Below are 26,198 nucleotides of genomic sequence, written 5' to 3' on the forward strand. Positions count from 1 at the left end.
AAACATGCATAACTGAAATTAATTAGTTTTTATAGGCCCAGTATGATGCGAGTAATACCAGTAATGATCACCTTAGGCTGCTTAACGTTAAGCGGATGTAGTTCTGTGTTTGATAAGCACGTTGAATATAAATATGTTGAGCCAAACAATTACCCGGTATTAAAAGCGGTAGGTTATGCGCCCATTAGTTTGCAGTTGGGAAGTAGTGATACGCAAAAACAGCTCATGGCAATTAAAGCTTCAAAGCTTGAAGCTTATCGTGAATTAACAGAGCAAGTGTATGGGCAAAAAATTACCGCAGGAACGACCATTGCAGGTTCAGTTGCAAAAGATGATTACTTACAAAGCAAAGTGCAGGGGATTATTAAAGGCGCGCAAATTATAAAAACATATGCCGTTAACGATATGTACATTACAGAGCTTGAACTTAATATGAAACGCGTACACGACTTATACATAGGTGAAATAAAACCGCGTGAAGTTAAAAAGATAACCTATTATTAATTGTCTGTATTTTTATGCTTTTAAGTTGCGTACTATTTTATTGTCGGTACTGACCACACTCCCAGCTTGGTCGTAGGTCATTGACGAAGTAGCGCCAATTAAAATACCTTTTAACTGTTTCACACTTAGCTGTGCTTGGTGTGCTGCGTGAGAGTTTACTTCGTTTTGTTTTTGACACTGCTTGAGTTTATCGCGGATCAACTCAATTAAGTCAGCGTTTTCATCTGTTTGCTCATCGTTATTGGTTATCAACTTACCAAGCTCTTTATCAAGCGTACTTAAATTGGTTAAAAAAGACATTTTTTGTTGGGCAATTTCTTTTAAACCGTCACCTCTGCGTGAAGCAATAGCAGTAAGCTCTTGATCAAGTAAGTCACTGAGTATTGTCAAACACTCAATTTGCTCATTTAGTTTAATGGAGATTAAACTATTGTGATCAGCCATAAACATTAAACTCGAAGTCGGCTAAGTTTTTAGCAAGTTTTTCACTGTCAATTTGATACTTGCCTTCGGTAATCGCTTTTTTAAGTTCTGCAACCTTGTTGCTGTCAAAACCTGAAGATTGCTCTGCTTTTTCTTGCAGTGATTTTAATTGCTTTGCCTGCGGCGTTAAGCTCACAGAATCGCTAGCAGCTTTTGCTGCAGGTGATTGTGCCGCCTGTGTATTAGCATTATCTTTATTTAAATCAACTTTTTGCTGTTGAGTGTTAGTTAAAACACTTGGCTGTTGATTCGATTTGTTTACTTGACCGACCATGATAAAAAACCTATATGTTACCCAACGTATGCCATTATATCGGCATTGATTAGAGATACTTTAGCATAAATTTACATTAAATATTTATCTGTACAGACTCTACACCATCTACACGCGCATTTAAAACTTTACCTGTTTTTTTGTTTTCTACCCTTACTTGTTCGCCTAAAGTACCATCTTCTAACGCAATCCCCGTGGTTTTTACTCTTAACCCTTTAATATTAGCGTTAATTGTCACTGAGTCACCTTTGCAGACCATGCAAATTTGATTTAACAGTACAGGCATTCCTTCACGAATATTACGTTTACTTCTACTACCTATAAGCACTTTAGGATTATCAAGGTATTGCGCTCGAATAAAATGCGCAGGACGCATGTCTACACTCAAATGGGATGGAGTAATTACTTCACCTCGTGCTAGATTAGTAGAGGCAACAACAACCGGTGCCGATTCTGTGATCCTAACATGAACATATTGTGCCCAAGTATCTGTATCGTTACATTTTATTTGAATGGTAACTTGGCGATTAAAAGGAGGCTCACTCGGCGTTGAGAGTGCTGGTTTAGAATTGCATTGACGATCAGAAATACGGTTATCTAGCGGTAATGCGCTAAACTGTATATTGTTATCACCTGTGGTGGTTGCTTTTTGAGCAACATAAGATGCAGCCATTTCTTGAAGCAATTCTTTGCTAAATACTTGAGCCTTCAATGGCAAAGTAAAGCAGAGGCTGGCAAGAAAATAAAAAACACTGTATCTTCTGATTTTTTTTAACAAACTCATAATGTTTCGACTATGCTTATGGTTGCAAACAGGGTATAAATATTTAGCGTCAGAATATAGACGCCCCCGTTGTGTTATGACGCTTTATGAATTGAAAGCAATTATCATTCCTTATATTTGTTTTCTTAGGAGATTTAAATGGCTGGTATTTTAGACTCAGTAAATCAACGCACTCAGCTAGTTGGGCAAAACCGCTTAGAATTACTATTATTTAAGCTTAACGGGCGTCAGCGCTTTGGTATTAATGTGTTTAAGGTCAGAGAAGTTCTTCAATGCCCGCCATTAACCAGCATGCCAAAATCAAATCCCCACATACGGGGAGTTGCTCACATCCGCGGGCAAACAATTTCAGTTATTGATCTATCTTTGGCGGTAGGTGGTCGCCCTATAAAAAGCATAGAAGACGGTTTTATTGTCATTGCAGAGTATAACCGGACAGTACAGGGTTTTTTAGTCGGCGGGGTTGAGCGCATTGTTAATATGAATTGGGAAAAAATAATGCCTCCGCCATCGGGAGCAGGGCGTTATTCTTATTTAACCGCCGTAACTGAAATTGAAAACGAGTTAGTTGAAATACTTGATGTAGAAAAAATATTAAACGAAATCTGCCCAGTTAACACCACTGTCAGTGATGATGTTGCGGCGCAGGGTACTATACAAAAAGATTTAGGTGAAAGAATAGTCTTCATAGCAGATGATTCAGCCGTTGCACGAAATCAGGTTAAACGAGCATTAGAGCCACTAGGTGTTACCACAGAGCTTGCTAAAAATGGTAAAGAAGCCTTAATAAGATTAAGAGAAATAGCAGAACACGATTGCGTTAACGATATTACAGAGCGCGTTGGGCTACTTATCTCTGACGTAGAAATGCCAGAAATGGATGGCTATACGCTCACAGCAGAGATTAGAGCTGATCCCAAACTTGCGCCTCTGCATGTTATTCTACATACTTCATTGAGCGGTGTTTTCAATCAAGCAATGATTGAAAAAGTAGGCGCTGATGATTTTATAGCAAAGTTTAACCCAGATGAACTTGCTACAGCCGTTAATAAATGGGTACATTGTGATTAATAAGCATAGGTGTTATTGATTTGACTAATAAAGATTTACAGCAAAACGAATACGACCAGTTTCGCTTATTTTTAGAACAACAATGCGGTATTGTTTTAGGTGAGAATAAGCAATATTTGGTTAAAAGTCGTTTGGCTCCGTTAATGTCGCGATTTAATGTAGGTTCATTATCAGAGCTGGTTAGCAAAACGCTTGGTGTGCACGAAAGACAATTACGTGCAGCCGTTGTCGATGCTATGACAACCAATGAAACATTATGGTTTAGAGATCAATATCCATTTGAGCTACTCAAAACTAAATTATTTCCTGAGTTTAAAACATTAAATAGACCGCTAAAAATATGGTCTGCTGCGAGTTCATCAGGACAAGAGCCTTACTCAATAGCTATGTCGGTTGCAGAATTTCAGGCAAGTAGCCCAGGTGTTCTAAAAATGGGGGCTCAAATCATTGGCACCGACATATCAAATACCATGCTCGATATGTGTAAAAATGCAGAATATGACGCATTAGCGCTTGCTCGTGGTCTGTCGGCTGAGCGCCGTAAAAAGTTTTTTAAAGACAGTGGCAATGGGATGGCACAAGTTGTTGACTCATTAAAAAAACAAGTCAGTTTTAGGCATTTAAATTTGCTTGATTCGTACTCTTTGATGGGTAAATTCGATATTATATTTTGCCGAAATGTTTTAATTTATTTTGCACCAGAAGTTAAAGCTAAAATCATTGCGCAATTCTCTCAAGCATTGAACCCGAAAGGGTATTTGTTTTTAGGTGCTTCAGAGTCTATGTCGGGTTTAAGTACTGATTTTGATATGGTGCGCTGTAACCCCGGTATTATTTACCAAAAGAAATAAATCCGCTTTACGACTCCTTCCTTAAACGGCACTTAATGTGCCGTTTTTGTTTAATATCCATGTTATCTTCATTGCTGGCTTATTTATTGCTTTATTAAAACCAAGTCAATTTTTTGGAGGTAGTTATGGCTATCAGTTTTGATAAAGCATTAGGTGTGCATCCGCATGCGATGTTGATCCGTTCGCAAAGAGCAGAAATGCTCGCTACTAATATCGCAAATGCTGATACGCCCGGCTATAAAGCAAAAGATATCGATTTTGCCTCAGCGTTAAAAACGGCAAAGTCAAACCAACTAAGCGGCAATACTATGGTAAGAACTAATGAAAAACACATTGCCGGTGGCACCCGAAGTGTAGGTGGTAATGAATTATTTCGTACGCCAAATCAAGCGGATACGGGTGATGGTAACTCAGTTGATATACAGGTGGAACGGAACTTGTATACACAGAATGCTATGGAGTATCAGGCCAGTGTTCAATTTCTTAATGGTAAATTTAAAGGCCTGAAAAAAGCCCTCGGTAGTCAAGGAGCCTAATTATGAGTTTATATAATGTGTTTGATATTGCAGGTTCTGGTATGAGCGCACAAAATGTGCGATTAAATACTACGGCAAGTAATATCTCTAATGCCAATACGATTAGTTCTTCACAAAACGAAACGTACCGAGCGCGTCACCCTGTTTTTGCGGCCGAGCTTACCAAAGCGTCTGCTTCGGCAAGTAATCCACAGGGCTCTGCCGTTGGTGTAAAAGTGTTAGGCGTGGTTGAGAGTAATAAACCACTACAAATTGAATATAACCCCAATCACCCAAGTGCGGACGAGAATGGCTATATTTATAAACCCAACGTGAATGTTGTTGAAGAGATGGCAAATATGATTTCTGCTTCTCGTTCTTATCAAACAAATGTTCAAGTTGCTGATGCAGCTAAACAAATGTTAAGTAAAACACTGCTGCTAGGTCAGCGGTAACAGAGGGTAGCTCATGAGTAACGATATTAACACCTCATCATCCTATATGGATGCTATACGTTGGCAAGAAAAGCAAGTGCCAACTAAAAAAGAGAATGATGCGTTAACCCAAGAAGATTTTTTTTCGTTGTTAACACAGCAATTGTCGTATCAAGACCCAAGTAAACCTGCTGATAACGACCAAATGATTGCGCAAATGACCAGCTTTACTATGGCTGAGGGTATATCCAACCTTAATTCACGCTTTGAATCTTTAGCAGCGTCAATGACATCAAATTCTGCACTGCAAGCATCCACGTTAGTAGGCAAGCAAGCGTTACTGGAATCGAATACGCTTGAGTTGAATGAATCTGGTGAATCGCGAGGCTCGATTGTTGCTGAAAAGGAAGTTGATAGTTTAATGCTTCGTATTGAAGATGCATCAGGTCAGTTGGTTAAAACCATTGATTTAGGCACACAACCTGCGGGTGCTATTCGCTTTGCATGGGATGGTACTAATGAAGCGGGAGAGCGCCTACCACCGGGCGAATACAAAGTAAAAGCAGAAGGCAGTACTAATGGGGAATTTTCAAGCCTCCCTATTGCGACCTTCAAAAATATTGAGAGTGTTAATATTAATGGCTCAAGCGGCATTATTATTAATACAAAAGAAGGTGCGGTTAGGCTGACGGATGTCGCAGAAATCGCGTAGTAAATTTTATATATCATTTAGCCAGTAGGCTAAATACTTTAGGTTAGAGGTTAATTATGAGCTTCAATATTGCATTAACAGGCCTTGCCGCCGCACAAAAAGACTTAGATGTTACCGCCAATAACATTGCTAACGTAAATACCACGGGTTTTAAAGAGTCACGTGCTGAATTTGCCGATGTGTATGCATCATCAGTATTCAGTGCCGGTAAAACTAAAAGTGGTGATGGTGTACAAACCACTATGGTTGCCCAGCAGTTTCATCAAGGTTCACTGCAGTTTACGAATAACTCATTGGATTTAGCAATTACCGGTGATGGCTATTTTGCTACTAGCCAAGCGTTAGGTTCACAGGATTTTAGCTTTACCCGTGCAGGTGCTTTCAAACTTAACAAAGACAACTTTGTGGTTGATGCCAAGGGTAACTTTTTGCAGAGCTTTCCTGTTGATGAGGTTAGTGGTAATACGACCTCGGTTAGTTTAAGTACATCATCTGCGCTACAAATACCCGACTCATCAGGGTCGCCACGCTCAACCTCGAACGTTTACACTTCTTTTAATGTTGATTCTCGTGACAGCGTAGTAACAGTTCCTTTTGATGCGACCGACGGCACTACGTATAATTCTTCAACTTCAACTACAATTTATGATTCGTTGGGTGAGCCGCATGTTATGCAGTTTTATTTCGTTAAAGCGGCGCCAAATGAATGGCAAGTACATGGTACATTAGATAAAAAACCATTTGATGCAACCGGTGCGGCACCAGCACCACCTGGAACACCTAGCCCGCTTAGTACGTTTGGATTTAACGCAAGTGGTACACCAGAAACCACCGATGGCGTACCTATTACAGGTTCAACATTCGATGATGTAAATTTAAATGCCGCGAATTTTTCAGGGTTATTAACCAACGGCGCGCAGTTTAATAATATTGCAATTCAGTGGCGAGATGAGGCGGGTACAACTGGTAAAATACCTACACAATACGCGAATCGATTTGAAGTAAAAGCACTTGCTCAAGATGGTGCAACAGTGGGACGTTTAGCGGGTGTTGATATTGGCACAGATGGAAAAGTGGTGGCCTCCTACAGTAATGGTGATTCTTCGTACTTGGGCCAAGTAGCCATGGTTCGATTTGCAAATTCGCAAGGGCTACAACAAGTAGGTGACACCTCGTGGAAAAAAAGCTTAACCTCAGGTGAGCCTATAGCGGGTGAGCCGGGAACAGGCACCTTGGGTAAAATTAATTCCTCAGCCCTTGAGCAATCAAATACTAATTTAACCACCGAGCTGGTTGACTTAATCAGCGCACAGCGTAATTTCCAAGCAAACTCCCGAGCGCTTGAAGTCAACTCAACTATTCAGCAGAATATTCTGCAGATCCGATAACCACACTTTGATTTATTTAGGCTGCTTAACGCAGCCTTTTTTGTTTGCCCAGCGAAGCTGGCAAACCCGTCAGGTTGAAAGAAATCTGAATCACCCTGACTAAGGGGAAGATAATCTGAATGGCAAGGGCGTCACTGGCCAACGGTGGGGTCTGAAGGAAGCCATAAGAAGTTAGAGGTACACAACTAACCGTAACCTGTTTCGGCAGCATTGGTGGGTCAGCGTGCAAAATAGCGCAACGCCCTATACTTAGTCAGACCAATGCTGTGCTTGAGGGTGGAATTTCTAACAGGGAGCCAGTTCAGTAACTGGGGAAGCCTGGCATCTAAACTTAGTGTAAATAAGTGGCCTAAACTCAAGGGGAAACCCAAGGTTTAACGTCGGTGTGAGGTGGCAGATGAACCCGTAGTAGTGAGTAAGGCTAGGCCGATGAAAGCCAGTAATGGTGTGGAGGGCAAAACCAAGCCGACTATCAGCAGCGTGTCTGATAGGGTCAATTTAAATCAAAAGTTTTAATTGATTGCGAAGGGGGGAAGTATTCTTTAAGAGTATGAAAATCAGGAATATCGACGTATAGGCTCACATGTATTTCGACGGAAATAGGCAAGAGATGACGGCTAAGCAGGAATGTGGACGCTGAGAATTAAAGGCCGAGCACGGGAGTAATGATTGACCACTTAGGCAGATTGCCACTGGGCTAGCACACCTAATGTCATCATGAAGGACACCACTATACATCAATGTGAAACGACAGACATACCGCAAGCAAAGGCAATTGATGACAGTTTACTACAGCTTGTATGGGCAATTATTAGATATTAATAACCTGTACAAGGGATTCAAAAAAGTGAAAGCAGCAAAAGGAGCCGCCGGAATAGATGGGCAGTCCATAGCCGCGTTCGCCTTGAATTTAGAAGAAAACTTGAAACAACTGCAACGAGAACTGCAAAGCAAGCAGTATCGCGCGCAGCCGGTCAAACGGATAGAAATACCGAAAGACGATGGCGGCGTGAGATTGCTGGGCATTCCAACAGTTCGCGATCGCATAGTACAACAAGCGCTATTGAACATTCTCCAACCGATCTTCGACATCGACTTTCACCCATCAAGTTATGGGTACAGGCCGAAACGAAGCTGCCATGATGCCATCAGCAAAGCCACGGTATTTATTCGTAAATATCAGCGTGAGTGGGTGGTTGATATGGATCTGTCGAAGTGCTTTGACCTGTTAGATCACGATTTAATTATTAGCAGCGTCAAACGTAAAGTGACAGACGGTAGCATTTTAAAGCTGCTCAATCAGTTTTTAAAAAGTGGGGTAATGATAGGCAATCATTGGGAAGCGAGTGAGGTAGGGAGTCCACAAGGAGGGGTTATCAGTCCATTGTTGGCGAATATCTACCTAGATGCGTTCGATCAAGAAATGAAAAAGCGAAATCACAGAATAGTGAGGTACGCCGACGATATTTTGATCTTATGCTGCACAGAAAAAGCAGCGAAACATGCACTCACTGTAGCAACCCAGATACTGGAGAAAGACTTGAAGTTAACAGTCAACCAAAAGAAAACCCACATAGCGCATAGCAGTGAAGGGGTAAAATTTTTGGGAGTGGAGATAGGGTGTAATTGGACATGGATCCAAGGGTCAAAACTCAAAGGCTTCAAACAAAAAGTTAAACGATTAACAAAACGAAATAGCGGCATGAACTTAGTTGAAATAATAAAAAGACTAAACCCAGTGGTGCGTGGTTTTGTAAATTATTTCAGTATAGCCAATTGTAAACGAGCATTAACTCAGCTTGCGGGGTGGTTAAGACGCCGATTAAGGGCCATTCAGTTAAGGTTGTGGAAAAATCCAGCGAGATTGCATAAACGACTAAAACAATTAGGGAAAAAGCCGCCATTTAAGTTTATAAAAATGAACTCATGGCGAAACTCCCTAAGTCCATTATCGAGTGTAGCAATGCCAAACCAATGGTTTGAAGAGCTAGGTTTATATTCAATGGAAAAAGTAAGTACAGGATGGCTTGCTCAATCGGCGTTTAGTAAATAAGCCGAAGGGATAGAAGAATACAGGAGCCGTATACGAGGTCCGTACGTACGGTTCTGTGAGAGGGATGAGGCAAAAGCCTCACCCTACTCGATGTTTGTTGTTATTTTAGGCCAGAATCTAATCTGGCACTTATATTGCATTTGTTTGTATATAGATTTCTTAATGAGTCGATGTTATGGATAAAATGCTGTACATAGCGGCATCTGGCGCTAAGCAAAGCTTGTTGGGGTTGGGTTTAAAAGCCAATAATTTGGCAAATGCCAATACCACAGGGTTTAAATCTGATTTTGCACAGGCACGCTCAATGCAAGCGTTTGGTGAAGGTTTACCAACGCGTGTGTTTTCAATGCAAGAGCGCCCAGGCACTAACATGCAAGCGGGCGGGATCATAGCGACTGGGCGCGATTTAGATATTGCAATGGGCGATGATGCTTGGCTGAGTGTTCAAGATGATAACGGTAACGAAGCTTATACAAAAGTGGGTACGCTGAACATCACCGCCGAAGGCATGCTGATCACCAGTCATGGTCGTCAAGTTATTGGCGAAGGTGGTCCTATCATTCTACCTGTACCGATTGAAAAAATTGAATTTAGTAAAGACGGCACAATTCAAGTACGTCCTCAAGGTGCACCGGCTAACTTTTTAGAAGAAGTTGACCGATTAAAAGTGGTTGAGGCCAATAATGCCACGCTAGAAAAAGGCAATGATGGCTTATTTAGGCCAAAACCAGGTGAAGTTGCAGAAGTGACTGCCAATGTCCAAGTGTTAAGCGGCTCGCTAGAAATGTCTAATGTAAATCCTGTGCATGAAATGGTTGATATGATCAGCCATCAGCGCCAATTTGAATTACAAGTAAAACTGATGAAAACAGCTGAAGAAATTGACGAACGTCAAGAGCAGCTAATGCGCATCGTTTAACTTTAACGTGAGGGTACTATTATGAATCCAGCATTATGGATAAGTAAAACAGGGCTTGACGCTCAACAAACTGATATATCGGTTATTTCTAATAACCTTGCCAACGCCAGTACGGTGGGTTACAAAAAAAGCCGCGCTGTTTTTGAGGATTTGCTCTATCAGAATATTAACCAGCCTGGTGGGCGCTCATCGCAAGATACTGAAATGCCTTCAGGCTTGATGCTTGGTGCAGGTACAAAAGTGGTAGCGAATCAAAAAAACTTTTCGCAAGGTAATATGCTCACTACTGAAAATTCTTTGGATTGGATGATCTCAGGGCCTGGCTTTTTTGAGGTACTGCAACCCGATGGCAATATTGCCTATTCACGCAACGGCCAGTTTACTACCGATGGAGACGGACGTGTTGTTACCTCAGGGGCTGGTTTTGTGGTTCAGCCTGAAATGATAGTGCCTGATGATGCAAAGTCAATTACAGTCTCTCAAGACGGTGAAGTGTCAGTGCGTGTTCAAGGCCAAGCTGAAAACGTAGTTATTGGTCAAATTGTAATAAGCGACTTTATTAATCCGTCAGGCCTTGAGCCGATAGGGCAAAATTTATATACCGAAACAGCGGTAAGTGGCGCGCCAGTGCAAGGTAATCCAGGGGTTGAAGGATTAGGCTCGATAGTTCAAGGAGCACTTGAAACCTCTAATGTGAATGTAACCGAAGAATTGGTTAATTTAATTGAAACCCAACGCGTTTATGAGATGAACTCAAAGGTGATTTCAGCCGTTGATGAAATGATGAGTTACATCAATCAACAGTTATAGTAAGTGGGGGTTGTATGCGTAATATTATGTTATTTGTTGTAGGGAGCTTGTTGTTAAGCGGTTGTGTATCCACACAAAATAATGAAGTAGTCCAAGACGACCCTTATTATGCGCCTATGTATCCTGAGCCTAATATGGAGCCCATAGTGGCAACGGGTTCGTTATTTAGTACCTTGTCATCCAATGATTTATATGCAGATAAAAAAGCACTACGTACAGGCGATATTATCACGGTAAAATTGCAAGAGTCGACCCAAGCAACAAAAGCGGCTAAAACAGAAACCGACAAAGAAACGGATGCCAGTTTAGACCCTGTTATTGGTTTAGGTGGTTTACCGGTAAACTTTAAAGGTAACAGCTTACAATTTGGTATTAGTAGCGATTCATCATTTAAAGGGGATGCAAAATCAAATCAATCCAATAGTTTAGTGGGTGATATTTCGGTGAATGTGATGCGGGTATTACCCAATGGTAACTTAGTTATTCGTGGCGAAAAATGGTTAACGCTGAATACGGGCGAAGAGTTTATTCGTTTAGAAGGATTAGTGCGCCCACAAGATGTAAATGCCGATAATACCGTACAGTCAAACCGTATTGCTAATGCGCGCATTCAATATTCAGGTAAAGGTCAAACCCAAGAAGCACAAAGTGCTGGGTGGTTAACGCGTTTCTTTAGTAGCTCATTATTTCCCTTTTAGAGGACATTCACTATGAATGGTTTTAAAGTTTTTTGTTTTACTGTGCTACTGGGGTGGCAGTTTACTGCCAGTGCTGAGCGAATTAAAGATGTGTCTATGGTTGAGGGGGTACGCTCGAACCAGTTAGTTGGCTATGGCCTGGTGGTGGGTTTACCTGGTACCGGTGAGCAAAGTCGCTTTACTGAGCAAAGCTTTAAAGGCATGCTAAATAGTTTTGGCATTACGTTACCTGCGAGTTTAAAACCAAAAATTAAGAATGTTGCCGCGGTTGCCGTAAATGCAGAATTACCCGCATTTAGAAAACCAGGACAAACCATTGATATTACCGTTTCATCTATTGGTAGCGCAGGCAGCTTACGTGGCGGGACATTATTACAAACATTTTTAAAGGGGGTTGATGGCAATGTTTACGCCATTGCCCAAGGCAGTCTAATTGTAGGTGGCTTAGGGGCTGAAGGCCTTGATGGCAGTCGCGTGGTTATTAATACCCCAACCGTAGGGCGTATACCTAATGGCGCCACTGTTGAACGTGCAGTAAAAAGCCCGTTTATGCAAAATGATTACATAACCTTTAATTTAAACCGCCCAGACTTTACCACTGCCAAGCGCTTAGAAAAAACCATTAACGATTTAATTGGCCCTAACAGCGCGCAAGCACTTGATGCGGCATCGGTTCGAGTTATTGCACCGCGTGACGCCTCGCAGCGCGTTTCTTATTTATCAACCCTTGAAAATTTAGAGTTTACCCCCGGCGATACTTCAGCAAAAATTATCGTGAACTCGCGTACAGGCACGATTGTTATTGGCAAAAATGTACGGCTACAACCAGCCGCAATTACGCACGGTAGTTTAACAGTGAGTATTGCCGAGCAACAAAATGTTGATCAGCCAAATGCGCTGGCAGAGGGTGAAACGGTAGTTACCAACCAAACCATTATTGATGTAGACAGAGAAAATTCAAAAGCGTTTGTATTTAACCCTGGTGTAACCCTTGACGATTTAGTGCGAGCCATAAACGAAGTAGGCGCTGCTCCTGGTGATTTAATGGCAATTTTAGAAGCACTCAAAGAAGCCGGCGCCATAAACGGTCAGCTTGTCGTAATTTAGCTTTATAAGACCCTATTTAGGGTCTTTAACAGTTAACCTAAAAAAGACGCGGCATAAAGCCGCTGCTACCACAGCAATATAACCCTACACAATAAGTAGCAGCGAGTTTACCTCGCGTCTTTCACTGTACTTGGCTGAATTTCTGCCTAGAACCTAGAACCTAGAACCTAGAACCTTTCACTTCGCTTGGCTCAATTTTTGCAAAGCTTTATACATTATTAATTATTGTGTCAAAAAGCTGATGGAAACAAATCATCTAGATAAACAAAACTTTTTTGATTTAAGCAACCTTAATACGTTGCGTCAGGATGCACTAAAAAGTGGTGATGCATCAACTGATGCTTCTAAAGCGGCTTTAAAAAAAGCGGCGGCACAATTTGAAGCTATTTTTACTCAAATGCTGCTTAAAAGTATGCGTAAAGCCAATGAAGCGTTTGAAGATAAAGAAAGCCCGTTTAATTCCAGTAGTGTTAAGTTTTTTGAAGACATGCACGATCAACAGCTTGCCACAGAGCTTTCATCAAATGGCTCTTTAGGGCTTGCCGATTTAATTGTGCAGCAATTATCGCCTGATGGAAAAAACTTTATGCCGAGTTCTGTGTTGCGCACCACCTCCGATTTTTTTAGTGATCAACGTGCGGGGAGTGCTTTACCTCATCAAGAATATCAAAAGGCCACTAAAAAAGCGTCGTTAGCTGCTTCAACTGAGCAAGCCGAGCAAAACGCATCTCCTGCAGCGTTTGAAAATGCGCAGCAGTTTGTAAGTACAGTGTGGGAGCACGCAAAAACGGCGGCTAAAAAAATTGGTTTAAATCCAGCGGTTATGGTTGCCCAAGCGGCACTAGAAACCGGTTGGGGTAAACACATTATTAATAAAGGCGATGGTAATAGCTCCAATAATTTATTTAATATTAAAGCCGATAACCGTTGGGATGGCGAAAAAGCCAGTAAATTAACACTTGAGTTTGAACAAGGCGCTGCGATTAAAAAACAAGCGAGCTTTAGAGCGTATGATTCGATTAAAGACAGTGTAAATGACTTTGTCGATTTTTTATCGCAAAACCCACGCTATCAAGAAGCACTAAACAACACCGCAAAGCCAGATAAATTTTTAGACTCTTTACAGCAAGCAGGTTATGCGACCGATCCAAATTATGCTGAAAAAATAAAAAGAGTGCTTAATAGTAACGAATTAAAGAATATCGTCTCAGGCGTTATTCGCCAAGGAGTAGAGTAATATGTCGTTTAATTTATTAAACATTGCGGGTTCAGGGATCAGAGCAAACTCTGAGCTTTTGCAAACGACAAGTAAAAACATCGCAAATGTTAATACCGAAGGGTATGTGCGTGAGCGCACTGAATTTACTACTATGATTGATAACCAAGTGGGACGCGGCCAAACATATCGGTTATTAAATGAGTTTGCACAAAAGCAATTAAATCGAGATACCTCAAATAAAAGTTTTTTTGATCAATTTGTTAGCGAAGCAAACCGGGTCGATAAACTTTTTTCTGAAGAGTCCAATAGTTTATCAACCAGTATTAACTCAATGTTTAACAATGTACAAGAAGCGCTAAACCAGCCCTCATCATCAGTGGCTCGCTCGTTAGTAATGAGCGATGCACAAAATTTAATTGATCAAATGGACAGACTGGCAGGCATAGTTTCTGAGCAAAAAGCCGTGGTTAATGAGCAATTAGAAATTTTTTCAGAAGAAGCTAATACACTCATAAAAAGTATTAATACACTTAATCAGCAAATTTCGGGTGTTGATGGCACTAAAAATGAAGCTGATGCCAGCTCTGCTTATAACGAACGAGATAAGGCAATTCGCGACTTATCAAAGTTGATAGATATTGAAACACTCGATGGCCCAAATGGTGAAAAACAAGTGTTTATGGGCACAGGTGAAGCCGTTGTTATGCAAAATGGCTCGTTTAATTTATTTTCGATTAGTGGCGACCCTGATGCCAATTTTAAAGAACTTCGCCTTGATATAGACGGTGGCCAAGCTATACCAGTAGAAATAGACGCAAGTAAACTCAAAGGTAAAATTGGTGGTTTACTGGCGTTTAGAGATGACATTTTAATACCAACACAAAATCAAATAGGCCAAATGGGGATTGCACTTGCCGATTCATTTAATCAGCAAAATCGCCTGGGAATGGATGCTAACGGTGAGTTAGGCAAAGACCTTTTTACTATTCCTTCTGTCAATGGTTATGCTTATCAAGCAAATACTGGTGCGGCTTCAATAACGGCCACCGTTGAGGCGGGTATGGGAAGTGAATTACCTGCGAGCGATTTTGTGATCACTTACACGGGTAACCCTGACGAAGTGAGTATTCAGCCAATTGATAATAAAGGCGAGCCTCTAGGTACGCCTTCTTTGGCAATTATTCCACCCAGTGGCATTATTGACTCGGCAGCAATCACCAGTGGTGAATCATTTGGCTTACAAATAAGTGTTACGGGGGCAGGTAATGCAGGCGACCAATTTCAGGTAAAGCTTAATAGTGGTGCTGCGGGCAACATATCACTCACTACAGGTCGAGGCGAAGATATTGCATTAGCATCCCCGATAAGAACAGCCAATGGCCTTGATAATACGGGGACAGCTAATATTTCACCCGGTGATGTAAATGATGTGACCACAGGTAGCTTTACCACTGCTCCTTTAGGGCTTGCAAATGGGGCCATTAATATTGTTAAAACCGCCAATGCTAACGAATATCAACTTACCGATGGCAGCGGTACAACCACATTTACGGTAACTCCTCCTGCTAATAATATTTTAGCCCAAGCAGGCGCCCCTTACGATGGCTACGGCTTTGATTTTAATATTGCAGGTGTACCAGCAACCGGCGATACCTTCAAACTAGAATTTAATGAGGGCGGTTTTGATGATAACCGCAATGGGCAAAAATTGGCCAATTTACAAAATGATGAACTTGTCCGTCAAAATGTTGTAGCTGGCACCTCAGCCAATAACCATAAAACATTTAATCAATCCTATGCAGGGCTTGTTACCGATATTGGCGCGGTGACAGGTCAGGCAAAAACCAATGGGGCTGCATTTGATGCATTAGCGCAACAATCAGAAGCTTGGTATGAATCGTTATCAGGGGTGAATTTAGATGAAGAGGCGGCTAACTTGCTGCGTTTTCAGCAATCGTATGCCGCATCTGCACAGGTATTGTCTGCAGCGCGCGCTATTTTTGACACTTTAATTAGTGCAGCGAGGTAATTATGCGTTTATCAAATAACTTAATGTATCAAAGCAGTATTAATAAAATGCTAGAAAATCAGCAAGGGGTTGCTGGTGCGTTAGAGCGTGTTAATACAGGTAAAAAATATTTAACTGCGTCAGAAAGCCCTGCTTCTGTATCGCAAGGGATGCTGTATACCAACAAAATAGAAATAAACGAACAACTGACTAAAAATATCAAGCAATTGAATGGCCGCTTAGCAACGCAAGAAAGTGTACTTAAAGGAATGAACGACACCATATTAGACGCCCAAATGAAAACAATTCGGGCTGGTAATGGCTCACTCAGTAAAGATGATTTAGCCTCAATTGCAGGTGAGTTAAAAGAGCTGCAAAAATCATTATTAAACTTAATGAATAGCCAATCTGAAGATGGTAAATATATATTTTCTGGCTATCAAGATGATATGCAAACTTATTCATTTAATAGCACTAATGGTAAATACGAGTATCAAGGCGATCAAGGGCAGCACGAAGTTACCATAGCTAAAGGCGTTGAAATTAAATCTAGCGATAACGGGTTTGATGTATTTGAACGCGTAGATGCTCGACTTGATGTTGTTTCAAATGCGGGTGTGGCAACCGGTGGTATTACTGGCGGGACTGTGTATGTTGAAAATCAGGGTGAGTTTAATAAATTTCACAAAGAGAATTATAACGCAGATCCGGATCCCTTAATTTCACCTACGATCAATACTTATAATATTAATGTGATCCCAGGAGCCACTCCCTCATCACCCGACCAATATGAAATATTACGTGATGGCACTCCTCTAGTTCCCCCGGTTACCGGAGAGGTAACAGATGAGCCTATTCAATTTGCCGGTATGGAAATTCAAGTTCAAGGCACTGCGCCAGGGCAACTTGATTTTACACTTGAAAAACCAAGTAAAGAAAATGTACTTAACACCTTGGAAGATTTAATTACGGGTTTAAATAATGATTTGCTTGATGAAAAACAATTAAACCAGGTGTTATCCGATGGCCTTATTCAGCTTAAGAATGCCAGTGAAAAAATTGTATTTATTCAAGCAAGTTTAGGTGGACGCATGAATGTTGTTGAACGCGTGTTTGATTCTAACAGTGCCTTGGATATAAACAATCAAGGTAATCGCTCGAGTTTAATAGAAATTGACCCTGCAAAAGCCGCCAGCGAACTGATTAAACAAGAGTCTGGTTTGCAAGCCTCACAGGCTACCTTTGGGCGCTTGGCTAAGCTTTCATTATTTGATTACTTATAAATTAGCGTTGCTTTAGCAAGTTATTACGAAATAGGTAATAACTTGCCAAAACAAAGCGGCAAAAAACTGTCACCCACTTTTTATCCTCTGTCAAAAAATAGCTCACCGCTTATTAAAACCCTCATTAAATGTAATTTAGTTGTTATAAAACATCGGTTTAATTTTTTTTTACCAGTTGGCACAAGTAATGCATTTACCTAGCCATAGAACGTGTGGTCTTTGCTTAGTTACTTTGAACCACATTCTGATTGAAACTAGGAGATGGTAAAATGGCTTTAAGCGTAAATACAAATGTTGCATCATTAAATGGGCAACGCAATCTATCTAAATCTAGCATGGCACTTGAAACCTCAATGCAGCGATTATCATCTGGTTTGCGTATTAACAGCGCCAAAGATGATGCTGCAGGTTTACAAATTGCCAACCGACTAACCTCTCAAGTAAATGGCCTAACAGTTGCCCAGCGTAATGCCAACGATGGTATTTCCATGGCGCAAACCGCTGAAGGTGCAATGCAAGAATCTGCAAACATTCTGCAACGTATGCGTGACTTATCACTGCAATCAGCCAATGGTTCAAACAGTGCAGTTGACCGTGCATCTTTGCAAAAAGAGGTTGCAGCCTTGCAACAAGAGCTTACGCGAATTGCAGACACCACCAAATTTGGTGGTACCAGCTTGCTAGATGGCACATTTGGTACTAAACAATTTCAAGTAGGCGCTAATGCAAATGAAACCATTAACGTAAGTTTACGTAATGTGGCGGCTGACTCAATTGGTGCGCATGAAATTAAAGGCCCAGCCAATGCTGCAGATGCAAACACGCGACTTGGTGATGTGCAAACTGTGAATTTAGCAACTAACCATGGCACAAGTGCGGATACGGTTAATATTAATGGTACAGATATTGTTATTGCTGGTGGTTCTGGTGCAGCTGTAATCGCCGATACAATCAACAGGTCTGGCGCAGGTGTGGTTGCAGAGGCGAAAATTGATACTACTTTTGCGGGAATCACTTCAGAAAGTAAAGGTGTTATTGAAATTAAGAAAAATGGTGCTGTTGAAAAGTCATTTGATTTAGGTAATTATGGTGGTGAAATGGAGCGCCTAACAAATGACATGCAACAAGCTGGTTATGATGCCATCTATGACCCTGCAACTTCTGAAATTTCTTTTAAGGCAACAAATATTGATGGAATTGATATTACCGGTACAGATACTAGCGGTTTTACTGTGGGTGGTAGTGCAGTAACCTCTACCGCAAACTCATTTAGTGTCTCTGCAGAGTTAAACCTGTCATCAGCGAATAAAATAGGTATTTCAGGAACAACGGCGAATGAGTTGTTTGGTACAGGCGCGGCTGCGATACAATCGTCAGGTGGTACTAGTTCACTAACAAGCATTGAAGATGTTGATATTTCAGGTGCTACTTCGGCAGGTGCGCAAGATGCAATTAAAGCGATTGATGCTGCACTGGCGCAAATTGATGCGCAGCGGGCCGACTTAGGTGCGGTGCAAAACCGTTTTGGCTTTACCATTGCTAACCTTGCCAACGTATCTGAAAACGTATCGGCATCGCGCAGCCGTATTCAAGATACCGATTACGCGCTTGAAACCGCGACACTGACTAAAAACCAAATAATGCAACAAGCCGGTACCACTATCTTGTCGCAAGCAAACCAGTTACCGCAAGCAGCATTAAGCTTGTTAGGTGGTTAAGCCGTTATTTTTATAAAATTAGAATTTATTTAGCGCACCTATGTAGGTGCGCTTTTGTTTTTTAAACACCGCGCTTGTATTAAATGCGATGCTCTGTAATCTCTATCTAACATCTAACACCTAACACCTAAAATTTAATTTCATACAAAGCAAATACTTAAAAAAAAAACAATCAAAAATACTAATTTTTTTAAAATAAACCTCAAGTTAATTCCATTCATGCCGTTAACTTAACTAGAACGGAGCTTGAACAGAATTTATTGTGATGGCTCTTGGTTAAAATCACTTAGTTGCATTACGAAAGTAATCAGGAGTTATAACATGGCTTTATCAGTAAATACTAACGTTGCATCAATCAATGCACAAAGAAACTTATCAAAATCGAGCGAAGCATTAGGTACATCAATGCAACGTTTATCGTCAGGTATGAGAATTAACAGCGCAAAAGATGATGCGGCCGGCTTACAAATCGCTAACCGTTTGTCTTCACAAATAAACGGTTTAGGTGTTGCGCAGCGTAACGCGAACGACGGCATCTCAATGTCGCAAACCGCTGAAGGTGCGATGACTGAGTCATCAAATATCTTACAACGTATGCGTGACTTAGCACTGCAGTCAGCAAATGGTTCAAACGATGCTGATGCACGTGCGGCACTGCAAAAAGAAGTAGGCGCACTACAACAAGAATTAACGCGTATCGCAGAAACCACTAAATTTGGTGGCACTAGCTTACTAGATGGCTCATTTGGTACTAAGCAGTTTCAAGTAGGTTCAAACGCTAATGAAACTATTAACGTAAGCCTTCGTGATGTATCGGCTGATGCTATCGGTGCGAATGAAATTAAAGGCCCTGCAAATTCAACAGTTTCAGCCCTAGGTGATGTTCAAACACTTTCATTGGCACTAAACATGGCTACATCTACAGATACATTGAGCATTAACGGAACAGACATTGTTGTTGGTGCAAATACGGGTGCAGCCACTATTGCAGATACGATTAATTCATCTGGTGCGGGTGTTAGAGCTGAAGCAAAACTTGAAACTACCATTAGCGGTATTGATACAGGAAGTAATTCAACAATTGAAATTTCAAAAGGCGGTACAGCAGTTGATTCGTATGATTTAGGTGATTATGGTGGTCGTATGGATCGTTTAGCCGAAGATATGCTAGCGGATGGTTATGACGCTACTTATGATGATTCAACTGAGACTATTACTTTTAAAGCAACAAACATCGATGGTATAAATGTTACTGGTGTAGGTGATACAAGTGGCTTTGAAATAGGCGGTCAAGCAGTCGCCAGTACGGATGGTTCTCTAAGTATATCATCAGAGCTTAATTTGAGTTCAGCTGATAAGATTGGTATTTCTGGTACAACGGCTAATGAGATCTTTGGCACAGGTGCTGCAGCAATTGCGTCTACAGGTGGTGGAAGTGCACTTACTTCAGTTGAATCAATTGATATTTCAGGTGCTACTTCTAAAGGGGCGCAAGATGCAATTAACACTATTGATGCGGCGCTTGCGCAAATTGATGCTCAACGAGCTGATTTAGGTGCGGTTCAAAACCGCTTTGGTTTTACCATTGCCAACCTTGCTAACGTATCTGAAAATGTATCAGCGTCTAGAAGCCGTATTCAAGATACCGATTACGCGGCAGAAACCGCAGAGCTGACAAAAAATCAGATTATGCAGCAGGCGGGTACTACCATATTAGCGCAGTCTAACCAGTTACCACAGGCCGCACTTAGCTTATTAGGTTAATTTAACAATAAGCTCTATACTTTAACTACTAAGGAAGGGGCAACCCTTCCTTTCTTGTATAGGTATAAAGCTTTTATCGCTTTATAGTAGGAGCGAATTATGGAAACGCAAAGTTTAAATTTAAATATCAGCTCAGCGCAAAAAGGCGAGGTTTCCTCAAGTTATAAAGCCCCATCTCAAGCTAATCAAAACGCTGAAAAAAATAACAACTTACCAGTTGTTAAGGCTGAAAATAGTAATGCTGTATCTAAAACTGAGTTATCGCCCGATAAGCTCGAGAAAGTGGTACAACAATTGCAAGAGTTTATGGGCGAAATGAACCGTAGTTTACAGTTTAAGGTTGATGAAGACTCTGGCCGTAATGTTATTAAAGTTATTGATAAAGACAGCGGTGACTTAATTAAGCAATACCCATCAGAAGAAGTGCTTGGTATTGTCGCTAAACTAGCTGAGGCTACAGGTGTATTGGTTGATTTTAAAGTTTAGTTACAAAGCAATTTAAGAGGGTAAGCGTTATGGCTATTTCATTTACAGGTATAGGTTCAGGGTTACAAGTTAACGAAATTGTAAGTGCTTTAGTTAATGCTGAAAAAGCCCCTTATCAAGCACGTGTTACCAAACAACAAGCTAACTATACTACCGACATATCCGCAGTAGGCACATTAAAAGCCTCCTTAGAAGAGCTCAATGGCTCACTAGAGTCGTTAGGGGATGTTGAAAACTTTCAAAAACGTACTATCAGTGGTAGTGATGAGTTTGTGACGTTAAGCTCTGAAAAAAATGCACAAACTAATAACTATTCTATAAAAGTTAATAGTTTAGCTGAAAACCATAAGTTAACATCAGCGGCTGTAGCCAGTGATGAAGCTGTGGGAGAGGGTAAATTATCTTTAACGTCAGGCAGTAACACATTTGATATTAATGTGTCTGATACTGCAACCCTTGCCGATATCCGTGATGCAATTAATGATTCAACCGATAACGACTCCATTAATGCGACTATTATTACTGACGATACCGGTCAGCGATTAGTGTTATCTAGCAAAGAGACGGGTTCTGAAAACGCAATAAAAATTGTGGCTGATGACGTTGATACTAATAATACAGATATGACAGGTTTATCGCGCTTAGCGTATGATAACGATACAACATCAACAACTTATGCTGAAAACTTAAATGAAGTTACAGCCGCGGCCGATGCCTCCATTACTATTGATGGCACGCTTGTGGCAACTAGCAGCACCAATGAGTTTAAAGATGTTATTGAAGGCGTTACTATTAATGCTAAAAAAATGCACAGCGCAGATGATGATTTAAGTAAAGCAACCATAACTGAAAATAATAATAATGTTGCAGTTGGGTTAAAGTCGTTTGTAGATAAATTTAACGCTTTAATTGAACTATCAGAACAGCTTGGGCGCTCAAGTGCCGAAAAAGGAGTCGGTCCGCTTGCTGGTGACTCATTACTTAGGGGCTCCGTGAATCAGGTGCGCTCGCTATTAACCTCAGAGTTTAGCACGGGTAATGGTAATAAAGACTTTTTAGCGAATTTTGGTATTAGAACTGAGCTTTCAGGTAAATTAAGCATAGATTCTGATGCATTAAAAGCAGCGGTAGAAAGCGATCCACAAGCCATCCAAACGTTTTTTGTAGGTGAGAAAGAAGAAGGGGGGTTCGTTGCTCAATTAGATACGGTCATTAAAGGTTACACTGCCTCCGATGGCGTTATAAGCTCACGTATTGAAGGGCGTGAATCCCAGCTAGTTAAGCTACAAGACGAAGTTGATGCTTTTAATAGTCGCATGGAGCAATATGAAAAAAGATTATATAGCCAATATAATGCCATGGATTTATTGGTTGCTAATTTAAATTCAACAGGCAGCTATTTGCAACAACAATTAGCAAACTTGCCTGGGGTAGTTAAAAAATCAAGTTAAGCGGAGTAAAATTTGGACGCTAATCAACAAGAATTAACAAAAATGATGTTACAAGCAACATTGCTTACAAACTTAGCTCTACTGCAAGAGCAAATGCCAGCTATATACACTGTATTTAAAGATTACACGCCAAGTGATACTGGCGTAGCAATTGATGACACTGATAAAGTAAACCTTTTTAATAATAATGAATTTGTTTATCAAGAAGCACCAAAAGAGTTTGCAAAAAAACAAGTTGTTGAATTTTTAAATGACCCGCCTTACTTTAAATATCAATTAAATCACCAACCTGACAGTGAAATTGTTTTTGAACATGCCGCACTTTTAAAGTCTATTTACAATGTACGCACTGCTGAAACGAATAATAAAATAAACAATCCAGCAGAGGAAAAACGCCTTGATTTTGTTTGCTTTTTAGGAGGAGGCTTAGGTTACCAAATTGAAGAGCTTCTCAATAAAAAAGAGGTACTTAATGTATTTTTATTCGAGCCAAGTAAAGATGCTTTTTATGCGCTATTACATTGTATAGAGTTAAAGCCATTGTTTGAAAAGTGTATGGCAAATGGCGGACAGTTTTCAATACGCGTTGCTGGTGGTGAAGATGGCGTAATTAACGAGATCTCTAGATTTTTATTTAATCAAGGTCACTTTAATATCAGTCAAATATTGTTTTTTAAACATTATGATAGCCCGTTGATTGAAAAAACAATTGATCGAATTAAAGGCATTGGCCATCGTTGGGCTGCCGGGTGGGGATTTTTTGAAGATGAAATAATTGGTGTGTCTCATACCTTAGCTAATCTGAAAGCTAAATTTCCAGTGTTGAAAAAGCCTGAACTAGTTAAAAATTCGCTGGGTGATCACCCTGTATTTATTGTTGCTAATGGCCCATCTTTAGACTCCGCTATTGAGTTTTTAAAAACGAACCAAGATAATATTATTATCATTTCTTGTGGTACCGCTTTAAGAGCGTTACTGAGTAATAATATTAAGCCTGATATTCACATTGAAATGGAACGTACAGCTGGGCTGTTAGAGTGGATAGAATCGATTGATGGTACTTCTAAAATATCAATTAAACTTGATGAAATTAATATTGTTGCACTTAATACCGTATACGATAATATTTTAAAGCGTTTTAAAAGCGCGCATTTGTTATCAAAAGTTAATGATGCGGGCGGGCGCTTTATTCGTGCTTTGGATACAAAAAAGCAATTTGCTTATCCTGATTATAGCAATCCTACAGTATCAAATACCGCGCTTGCTACGGCTATTGAGCTGGGTTTTAAAACAGTATATTTAGTTGGTACTGACTTGGGCTTTGTATCTAAAGAGCATCACCACTCTAGGCACAGCATATATTTTGATAAGGACTTTAAACATAAAGAATCAGTTGAAAAAGGTATTGAAGGTGCATTTGCTGTTAAAGGTAACTTTACACAAGAGGTATTCACAACACCTATATTTGATTCATCAAAAGGTAATCTAGAGCTCTTATTACAAGAACACCTAAACATTAAAGTGTTTAATACTGCTAATGGTGTGTTTATTAAATACACAGAGCCTAAACATATTAAGCAGATAGGTGAAATAAAGGCAATTAATAGTAAGCAAAATGAAGTAGCAAAGCTTCTCAATAAAGCCACGTCTTTGGAGCAATTATCAGTAGGCAATATCAACACTAAGATGGATTTAATTAAAGCTAAAACTAAAGAGGTGCTTGAGCAGCAGTTGTCTATTACCTCTCAATATTTTGAAACACGTGAGCAGCTTGCCGATGCGTTTAACTTACAAAATAAAATATTACTGACACTACGTAATGGTAGTGCCGATGATATCGTGGTTTATTGGTTAATTCAGGGCTCTTTTAGATACTTTCAAGCGTATATAATGACGAGTAGCTACTATTACAGTGACTTAGAAAAGCGCGCGGGCTTTATAAATGCATGTATTAATGCGTTTCATGAGCACGTTAAGGGGATTTATTTAGAGTTTATTGAAAATTATAATAAACCGGCCAAAGTTTAACTTTGGCCTTCATTTGAAATGTTGACCACTTTAATGGGGAAAACAATGTCATTTTTAAACATTGCAACCTGAATTAGATCGCAAGCCTCCCCATTCAAAATATAATGATTTTTAAGTCTACATTCTATTTTGTAACCTGCTTTCAAGAAAGCTTTTGTGCTTGCGATATTATTAAAATATGCTGCTGCCGTTAGTTTTCTAAGTGATAAGATATCAAAAGCGTATTGACTTATTAGCCTAATAGATTGATAAGCATAGCCTTTTCCCCAGCTTTCTTTTTCACCAATAAACAGACTCACTTGAGCTATATTGTGAGTCTTATTTATATTTCCAACTTTTATATTCCCAATGTGCTTATCATTATTGCTCGTTCTGATAGTAAATAATTGTTCAAGTGGGTTATCTAAATTAGCAGAGATATAGCTTTTAACAGAGTTAAGATTTTGTTTACTGAAACGAGTTTCTAAGTATTGATTTACTAAGGGGTCATTAAGCCAAGCAACATAATTTTCATTTGCATCGTCTAAAGATATACTTTGTAAAAAAATACCTTTCACCTCATTACTTGTTATTTTAATTGGATTATTCATCAATTAGCCCCCATTTAGTAGCTGTTCCTCTTGTTATATTAACGGCAGTTTTTTTACCAATCAGCGTATCGTAATACTTACAGGAGAGACCGAAGCCTGGGCGTATTCTTTTTATGTGTTTTTTTGTTATGACTGTACCTGCTGGTACGTCTTCAATAAAATAAATAGAGCGTCTGAATTTTAGATTTTCGCTTTCAGCTGATTTTACTTCATATCCTGGATTACCTATCGATTTGTACACTTCTTTGCTTTGACAAACAATTGATTTAAGCTGCTCAGGCTCAATTGAAAATTCTGAATCAGGCCCTTTTTTAGATCTATCTAAAATAAAATGCTTTTCAATAAAGCATGCTCCTAAAGCCACTGAGGCAATTGCTGCCGTTGTGCCTAAGGTATGATCAGATAAGCCTGTAATAACGTTAAAGCGTGTTGCAATATCCGCGATTGTCGCTAAGTTAGCTTGCTCATATGGGGCTGGATAAGCGCTTATGCAATGTAGTACTATAAGTTCGTCACAGCCATTATCTCTAGCTGCGCTAATGGCTTCCTCTATCTCTTTGACGTTGGCCATACCTGTAGACATTATGATAGGTTTACCTGTTTCTGCAATCCGCTTAATGAGAGGTAGATCGGTTAATTCGAAAGAAGCGACTTTATAAGCTGGGGTATTTAATTGTTCTAGTAACTCAACTGCTGTTTCATCAAATGGTGTTGAAAATAAAGTAATACCAACTTCTTTGGCTTTTTCAAACAGCGCACTGTGCCATTCAAAAGGAGTATGGGCCCATTTATACAATTCATATAAGTTATATCCATCCCATAACCCGCCTTTAATTTGAAATTCGTCTTTATGGCAGTCGATAGTCATTGTATCGGGTGTATATGATTGAATTTTTATTGCATCGGCTCCACATTTAGCCGCTTCTTCGATTGTTTTTAGCGCTTCTTTAAGATCGCCGTTATGGTTAGCTGAAAGCTCAGCAACGATGTAAGGTTCATAATCTAACCCTATTCTTCGTCCATCAATTTCTACAAATTTATTTTTCAT

General features: G+C 40.1%; 25 protein-coding genes and 1 pseudogene. 21 read left to right on the forward strand and 5 right to left on the reverse strand.

Annotation, left to right across the window (positions count from 1 at the left end):
• The first annotated feature begins 45 nt into the window (after positions 1-45).
• Complete coding sequence (locus AC6H44_RS03505; protein ID WP_500738370.1) at positions 46-504, forward strand: LPP20 family lipoprotein; 459 nt, start codon at positions 46-48, stop codon at positions 502-504.
• 12 nt (positions 505-516) lie between these two features.
• Here the strand turns inward: AC6H44_RS03505 and flgN are convergent, their stop codons facing one another.
• The 3 genes from flgN to flgA all read right to left on the reverse strand — a co-directional run bounded on the left by flgN (position 517) and on the right by flgA (position 2,045).
• Entirely contained in the window at positions 517-948 is a 432-nt protein-coding gene (gene flgN, locus AC6H44_RS03510; RefSeq protein ID WP_500737530.1) for a flagellar export chaperone FlgN, read from the reverse strand.
• Positions 941-1,261, reverse strand: a complete 321-nt coding sequence (gene flgM, locus AC6H44_RS03515) for a flagellar biosynthesis anti-sigma factor FlgM (protein WP_500737531.1) — start codon at positions 1,259-1,261, stop codon at positions 941-943. The genes flgN and flgM overlap by 8 nt, the downstream gene beginning before the upstream one ends.
• Before the next feature lie 76 nt (positions 1,262-1,337).
• Positions 1,338-2,045 (reverse strand): flagellar basal body P-ring formation chaperone FlgA, encoded by a 708-nt coding sequence (gene flgA / locus AC6H44_RS03520; protein ID WP_500737533.1) that lies wholly within the window; start codon positions 2,043-2,045, stop codon positions 1,338-1,340.
• Between the two features lie 138 nt (positions 2,046-2,183).
• On the opposite strand from flgA, the gene AC6H44_RS03525 reads away from it, so the two are divergent.
• The 20 genes and pseudogenes from AC6H44_RS03525 (at position 2,184) to AC6H44_RS03620 (ending at position 24,560) form a co-directional block, all read left to right on the forward strand.
• A complete protein-coding gene (locus tag AC6H44_RS03525) occupies positions 2,184-3,116 on the forward strand; it encodes a chemotaxis protein CheV (protein WP_500737534.1) in 933 nt (310 codons plus the stop codon).
• A 20-nt stretch (positions 3,117-3,136) separates the two neighbouring features.
• Positions 3,137-3,967 (forward strand): CheR family methyltransferase, encoded by an 831-nt coding sequence (locus AC6H44_RS03530; protein ID WP_500737535.1) that lies wholly within the window; start codon positions 3,137-3,139, stop codon positions 3,965-3,967.
• A gap of 125 nt (positions 3,968-4,092) precedes the next feature.
• Complete coding sequence (gene flgB, locus AC6H44_RS03535) at positions 4,093-4,503, forward strand: flagellar basal body rod protein FlgB (protein ID WP_500737536.1); 411 nt, start codon at positions 4,093-4,095, stop codon at positions 4,501-4,503.
• A gap of 2 nt (positions 4,504-4,505) precedes the next feature.
• Positions 4,506-4,937, forward strand: coding sequence for a flagellar basal body rod protein FlgC (gene flgC, locus AC6H44_RS03540; protein ID WP_500737537.1), 432 nt, complete (start codon positions 4,506-4,508; stop codon positions 4,935-4,937).
• Between the two features lie 13 nt (positions 4,938-4,950).
• Positions 4,951-5,628: a flagellar hook assembly protein FlgD gene (locus AC6H44_RS03545; RefSeq protein WP_500737538.1), complete on the forward strand. Its 678-nt coding sequence runs from the start codon at positions 4,951-4,953 to the stop codon at positions 5,626-5,628.
• Between the two features lie 56 nt (positions 5,629-5,684).
• Positions 5,685-7,016 (forward strand): flagellar hook protein FlgE, encoded by a 1,332-nt coding sequence (gene flgE / locus AC6H44_RS03550; protein WP_500737540.1) that lies wholly within the window; start codon positions 5,685-5,687, stop codon positions 7,014-7,016.
• Between the two features lie 778 nt (positions 7,017-7,794).
• Positions 7,795-9,069 carry a group II intron reverse transcriptase/maturase gene (ltrA, locus tag AC6H44_RS03555; protein ID WP_500737542.1) on the forward strand — a complete coding sequence of 425 codons (1,275 nt, stop codon included), beginning with the start codon at positions 7,795-7,797 and terminating at the stop codon, positions 9,067-9,069.
• A gap of 175 nt (positions 9,070-9,244) precedes the next feature.
• Entirely contained in the window at positions 9,245-9,988 is a 744-nt protein-coding gene (locus AC6H44_RS03560) for a flagellar basal body rod protein FlgF (protein ID WP_500737543.1), read from the forward strand.
• Between the two features lie 21 nt (positions 9,989-10,009).
• Positions 10,010-10,798 carry a flagellar basal-body rod protein FlgG gene (gene flgG, locus AC6H44_RS03565; RefSeq protein WP_500737544.1) on the forward strand — a complete coding sequence of 263 codons (789 nt, stop codon included), beginning with the start codon at positions 10,010-10,012 and terminating at the stop codon, positions 10,796-10,798.
• A gap of 14 nt (positions 10,799-10,812) precedes the next feature.
• Positions 10,813-11,496 carry a flagellar basal body L-ring protein FlgH gene (flgH, locus tag AC6H44_RS03570; protein ID WP_500737545.1) on the forward strand — a complete coding sequence of 228 codons (684 nt, stop codon included), beginning with the start codon at positions 10,813-10,815 and terminating at the stop codon, positions 11,494-11,496.
• A 12-nt stretch (positions 11,497-11,508) separates the two neighbouring features.
• Entirely contained in the window at positions 11,509-12,603 is a 1,095-nt protein-coding gene (locus AC6H44_RS03575; RefSeq protein ID WP_500737547.1) for a flagellar basal body P-ring protein FlgI, read from the forward strand.
• Between the two features lie 241 nt (positions 12,604-12,844).
• On the forward strand, positions 12,845-13,840 hold the full coding sequence (flgJ, locus tag AC6H44_RS03580) for a flagellar assembly peptidoglycan hydrolase FlgJ (protein ID WP_500737548.1): 996 nt from the start codon (positions 12,845-12,847) through the stop codon (positions 13,838-13,840).
• A 1-nt stretch (position 13,841) separates the two neighbouring features.
• Positions 13,842-15,851, forward strand: coding sequence for a flagellar hook-associated protein FlgK (flgK, locus tag AC6H44_RS03585; protein ID WP_500737549.1), 2,010 nt, complete (start codon positions 13,842-13,844; stop codon positions 15,849-15,851).
• Between the two features lie 2 nt (positions 15,852-15,853).
• Positions 15,854-17,113, forward strand: coding sequence for a flagellar hook-associated protein FlgL (gene flgL / locus AC6H44_RS03590; RefSeq protein ID WP_500737551.1), 1,260 nt, complete (start codon positions 15,854-15,856; stop codon positions 17,111-17,113).
• Between the two features lie 269 nt (positions 17,114-17,382).
• Positions 17,383-17,793, forward strand: a pseudogene (locus tag AC6H44_RS03595) (flagellin N-terminal helical domain-containing protein); the annotation flags it as partial.
• Positions 17,794-18,231: 438 nt separating this feature from the next.
• Positions 18,232-18,831: a flagellin gene (locus AC6H44_RS03600; RefSeq protein WP_500738371.1), complete on the forward strand. Its 600-nt coding sequence runs from the start codon at positions 18,232-18,234 to the stop codon at positions 18,829-18,831.
• A gap of 321 nt (positions 18,832-19,152) precedes the next feature.
• Positions 19,153-20,595 carry a flagellin gene (locus tag AC6H44_RS03605; RefSeq protein WP_500737552.1) on the forward strand — a complete coding sequence of 481 codons (1,443 nt, stop codon included), beginning with the start codon at positions 19,153-19,155 and terminating at the stop codon, positions 20,593-20,595.
• Between the two features lie 99 nt (positions 20,596-20,694).
• The gene (locus tag AC6H44_RS03610; protein ID WP_500737554.1) at positions 20,695-21,081 is read left to right on the forward strand and encodes a flagellar protein FlaG; all 387 of its coding nucleotides are present in this window, start codon (positions 20,695-20,697) and stop codon (positions 21,079-21,081) included.
• A 29-nt stretch (positions 21,082-21,110) separates the two neighbouring features.
• On the forward strand, positions 21,111-22,532 hold the full coding sequence (gene fliD, locus AC6H44_RS03615) for a flagellar filament capping protein FliD (protein WP_500737555.1): 1,422 nt from the start codon (positions 21,111-21,113) through the stop codon (positions 22,530-22,532).
• A 12-nt stretch (positions 22,533-22,544) separates the two neighbouring features.
• Complete coding sequence (locus AC6H44_RS03620) at positions 22,545-24,560, forward strand: motility associated factor glycosyltransferase family protein (RefSeq protein WP_500737557.1); 2,016 nt, start codon at positions 22,545-22,547, stop codon at positions 24,558-24,560.
• Here AC6H44_RS03620 and AC6H44_RS03625 read toward each other — a convergent pair.
• Both AC6H44_RS03625 and pseI read right to left on the reverse strand, forming a co-directional pair.
• Positions 24,557-25,150, reverse strand: a complete 594-nt coding sequence (locus AC6H44_RS03625) for a GNAT family N-acetyltransferase (RefSeq protein ID WP_500737558.1) — start codon at positions 25,148-25,150, stop codon at positions 24,557-24,559. The two genes, AC6H44_RS03620 and AC6H44_RS03625, sit on opposite strands and share 4 nt — an antisense overlap.
• On the reverse strand, positions 25,143-26,198 hold the full coding sequence (pseI, locus tag AC6H44_RS03630; RefSeq protein WP_500737559.1) for a pseudaminic acid synthase: 1,056 nt from the start codon (positions 26,196-26,198) through the stop codon (positions 25,143-25,145). The genes AC6H44_RS03625 and pseI overlap by 8 nt, the downstream gene beginning before the upstream one ends.

It is taken from the genome of Pseudoalteromonas sp. TAP-3C (genome assembly GCF_059888565.1).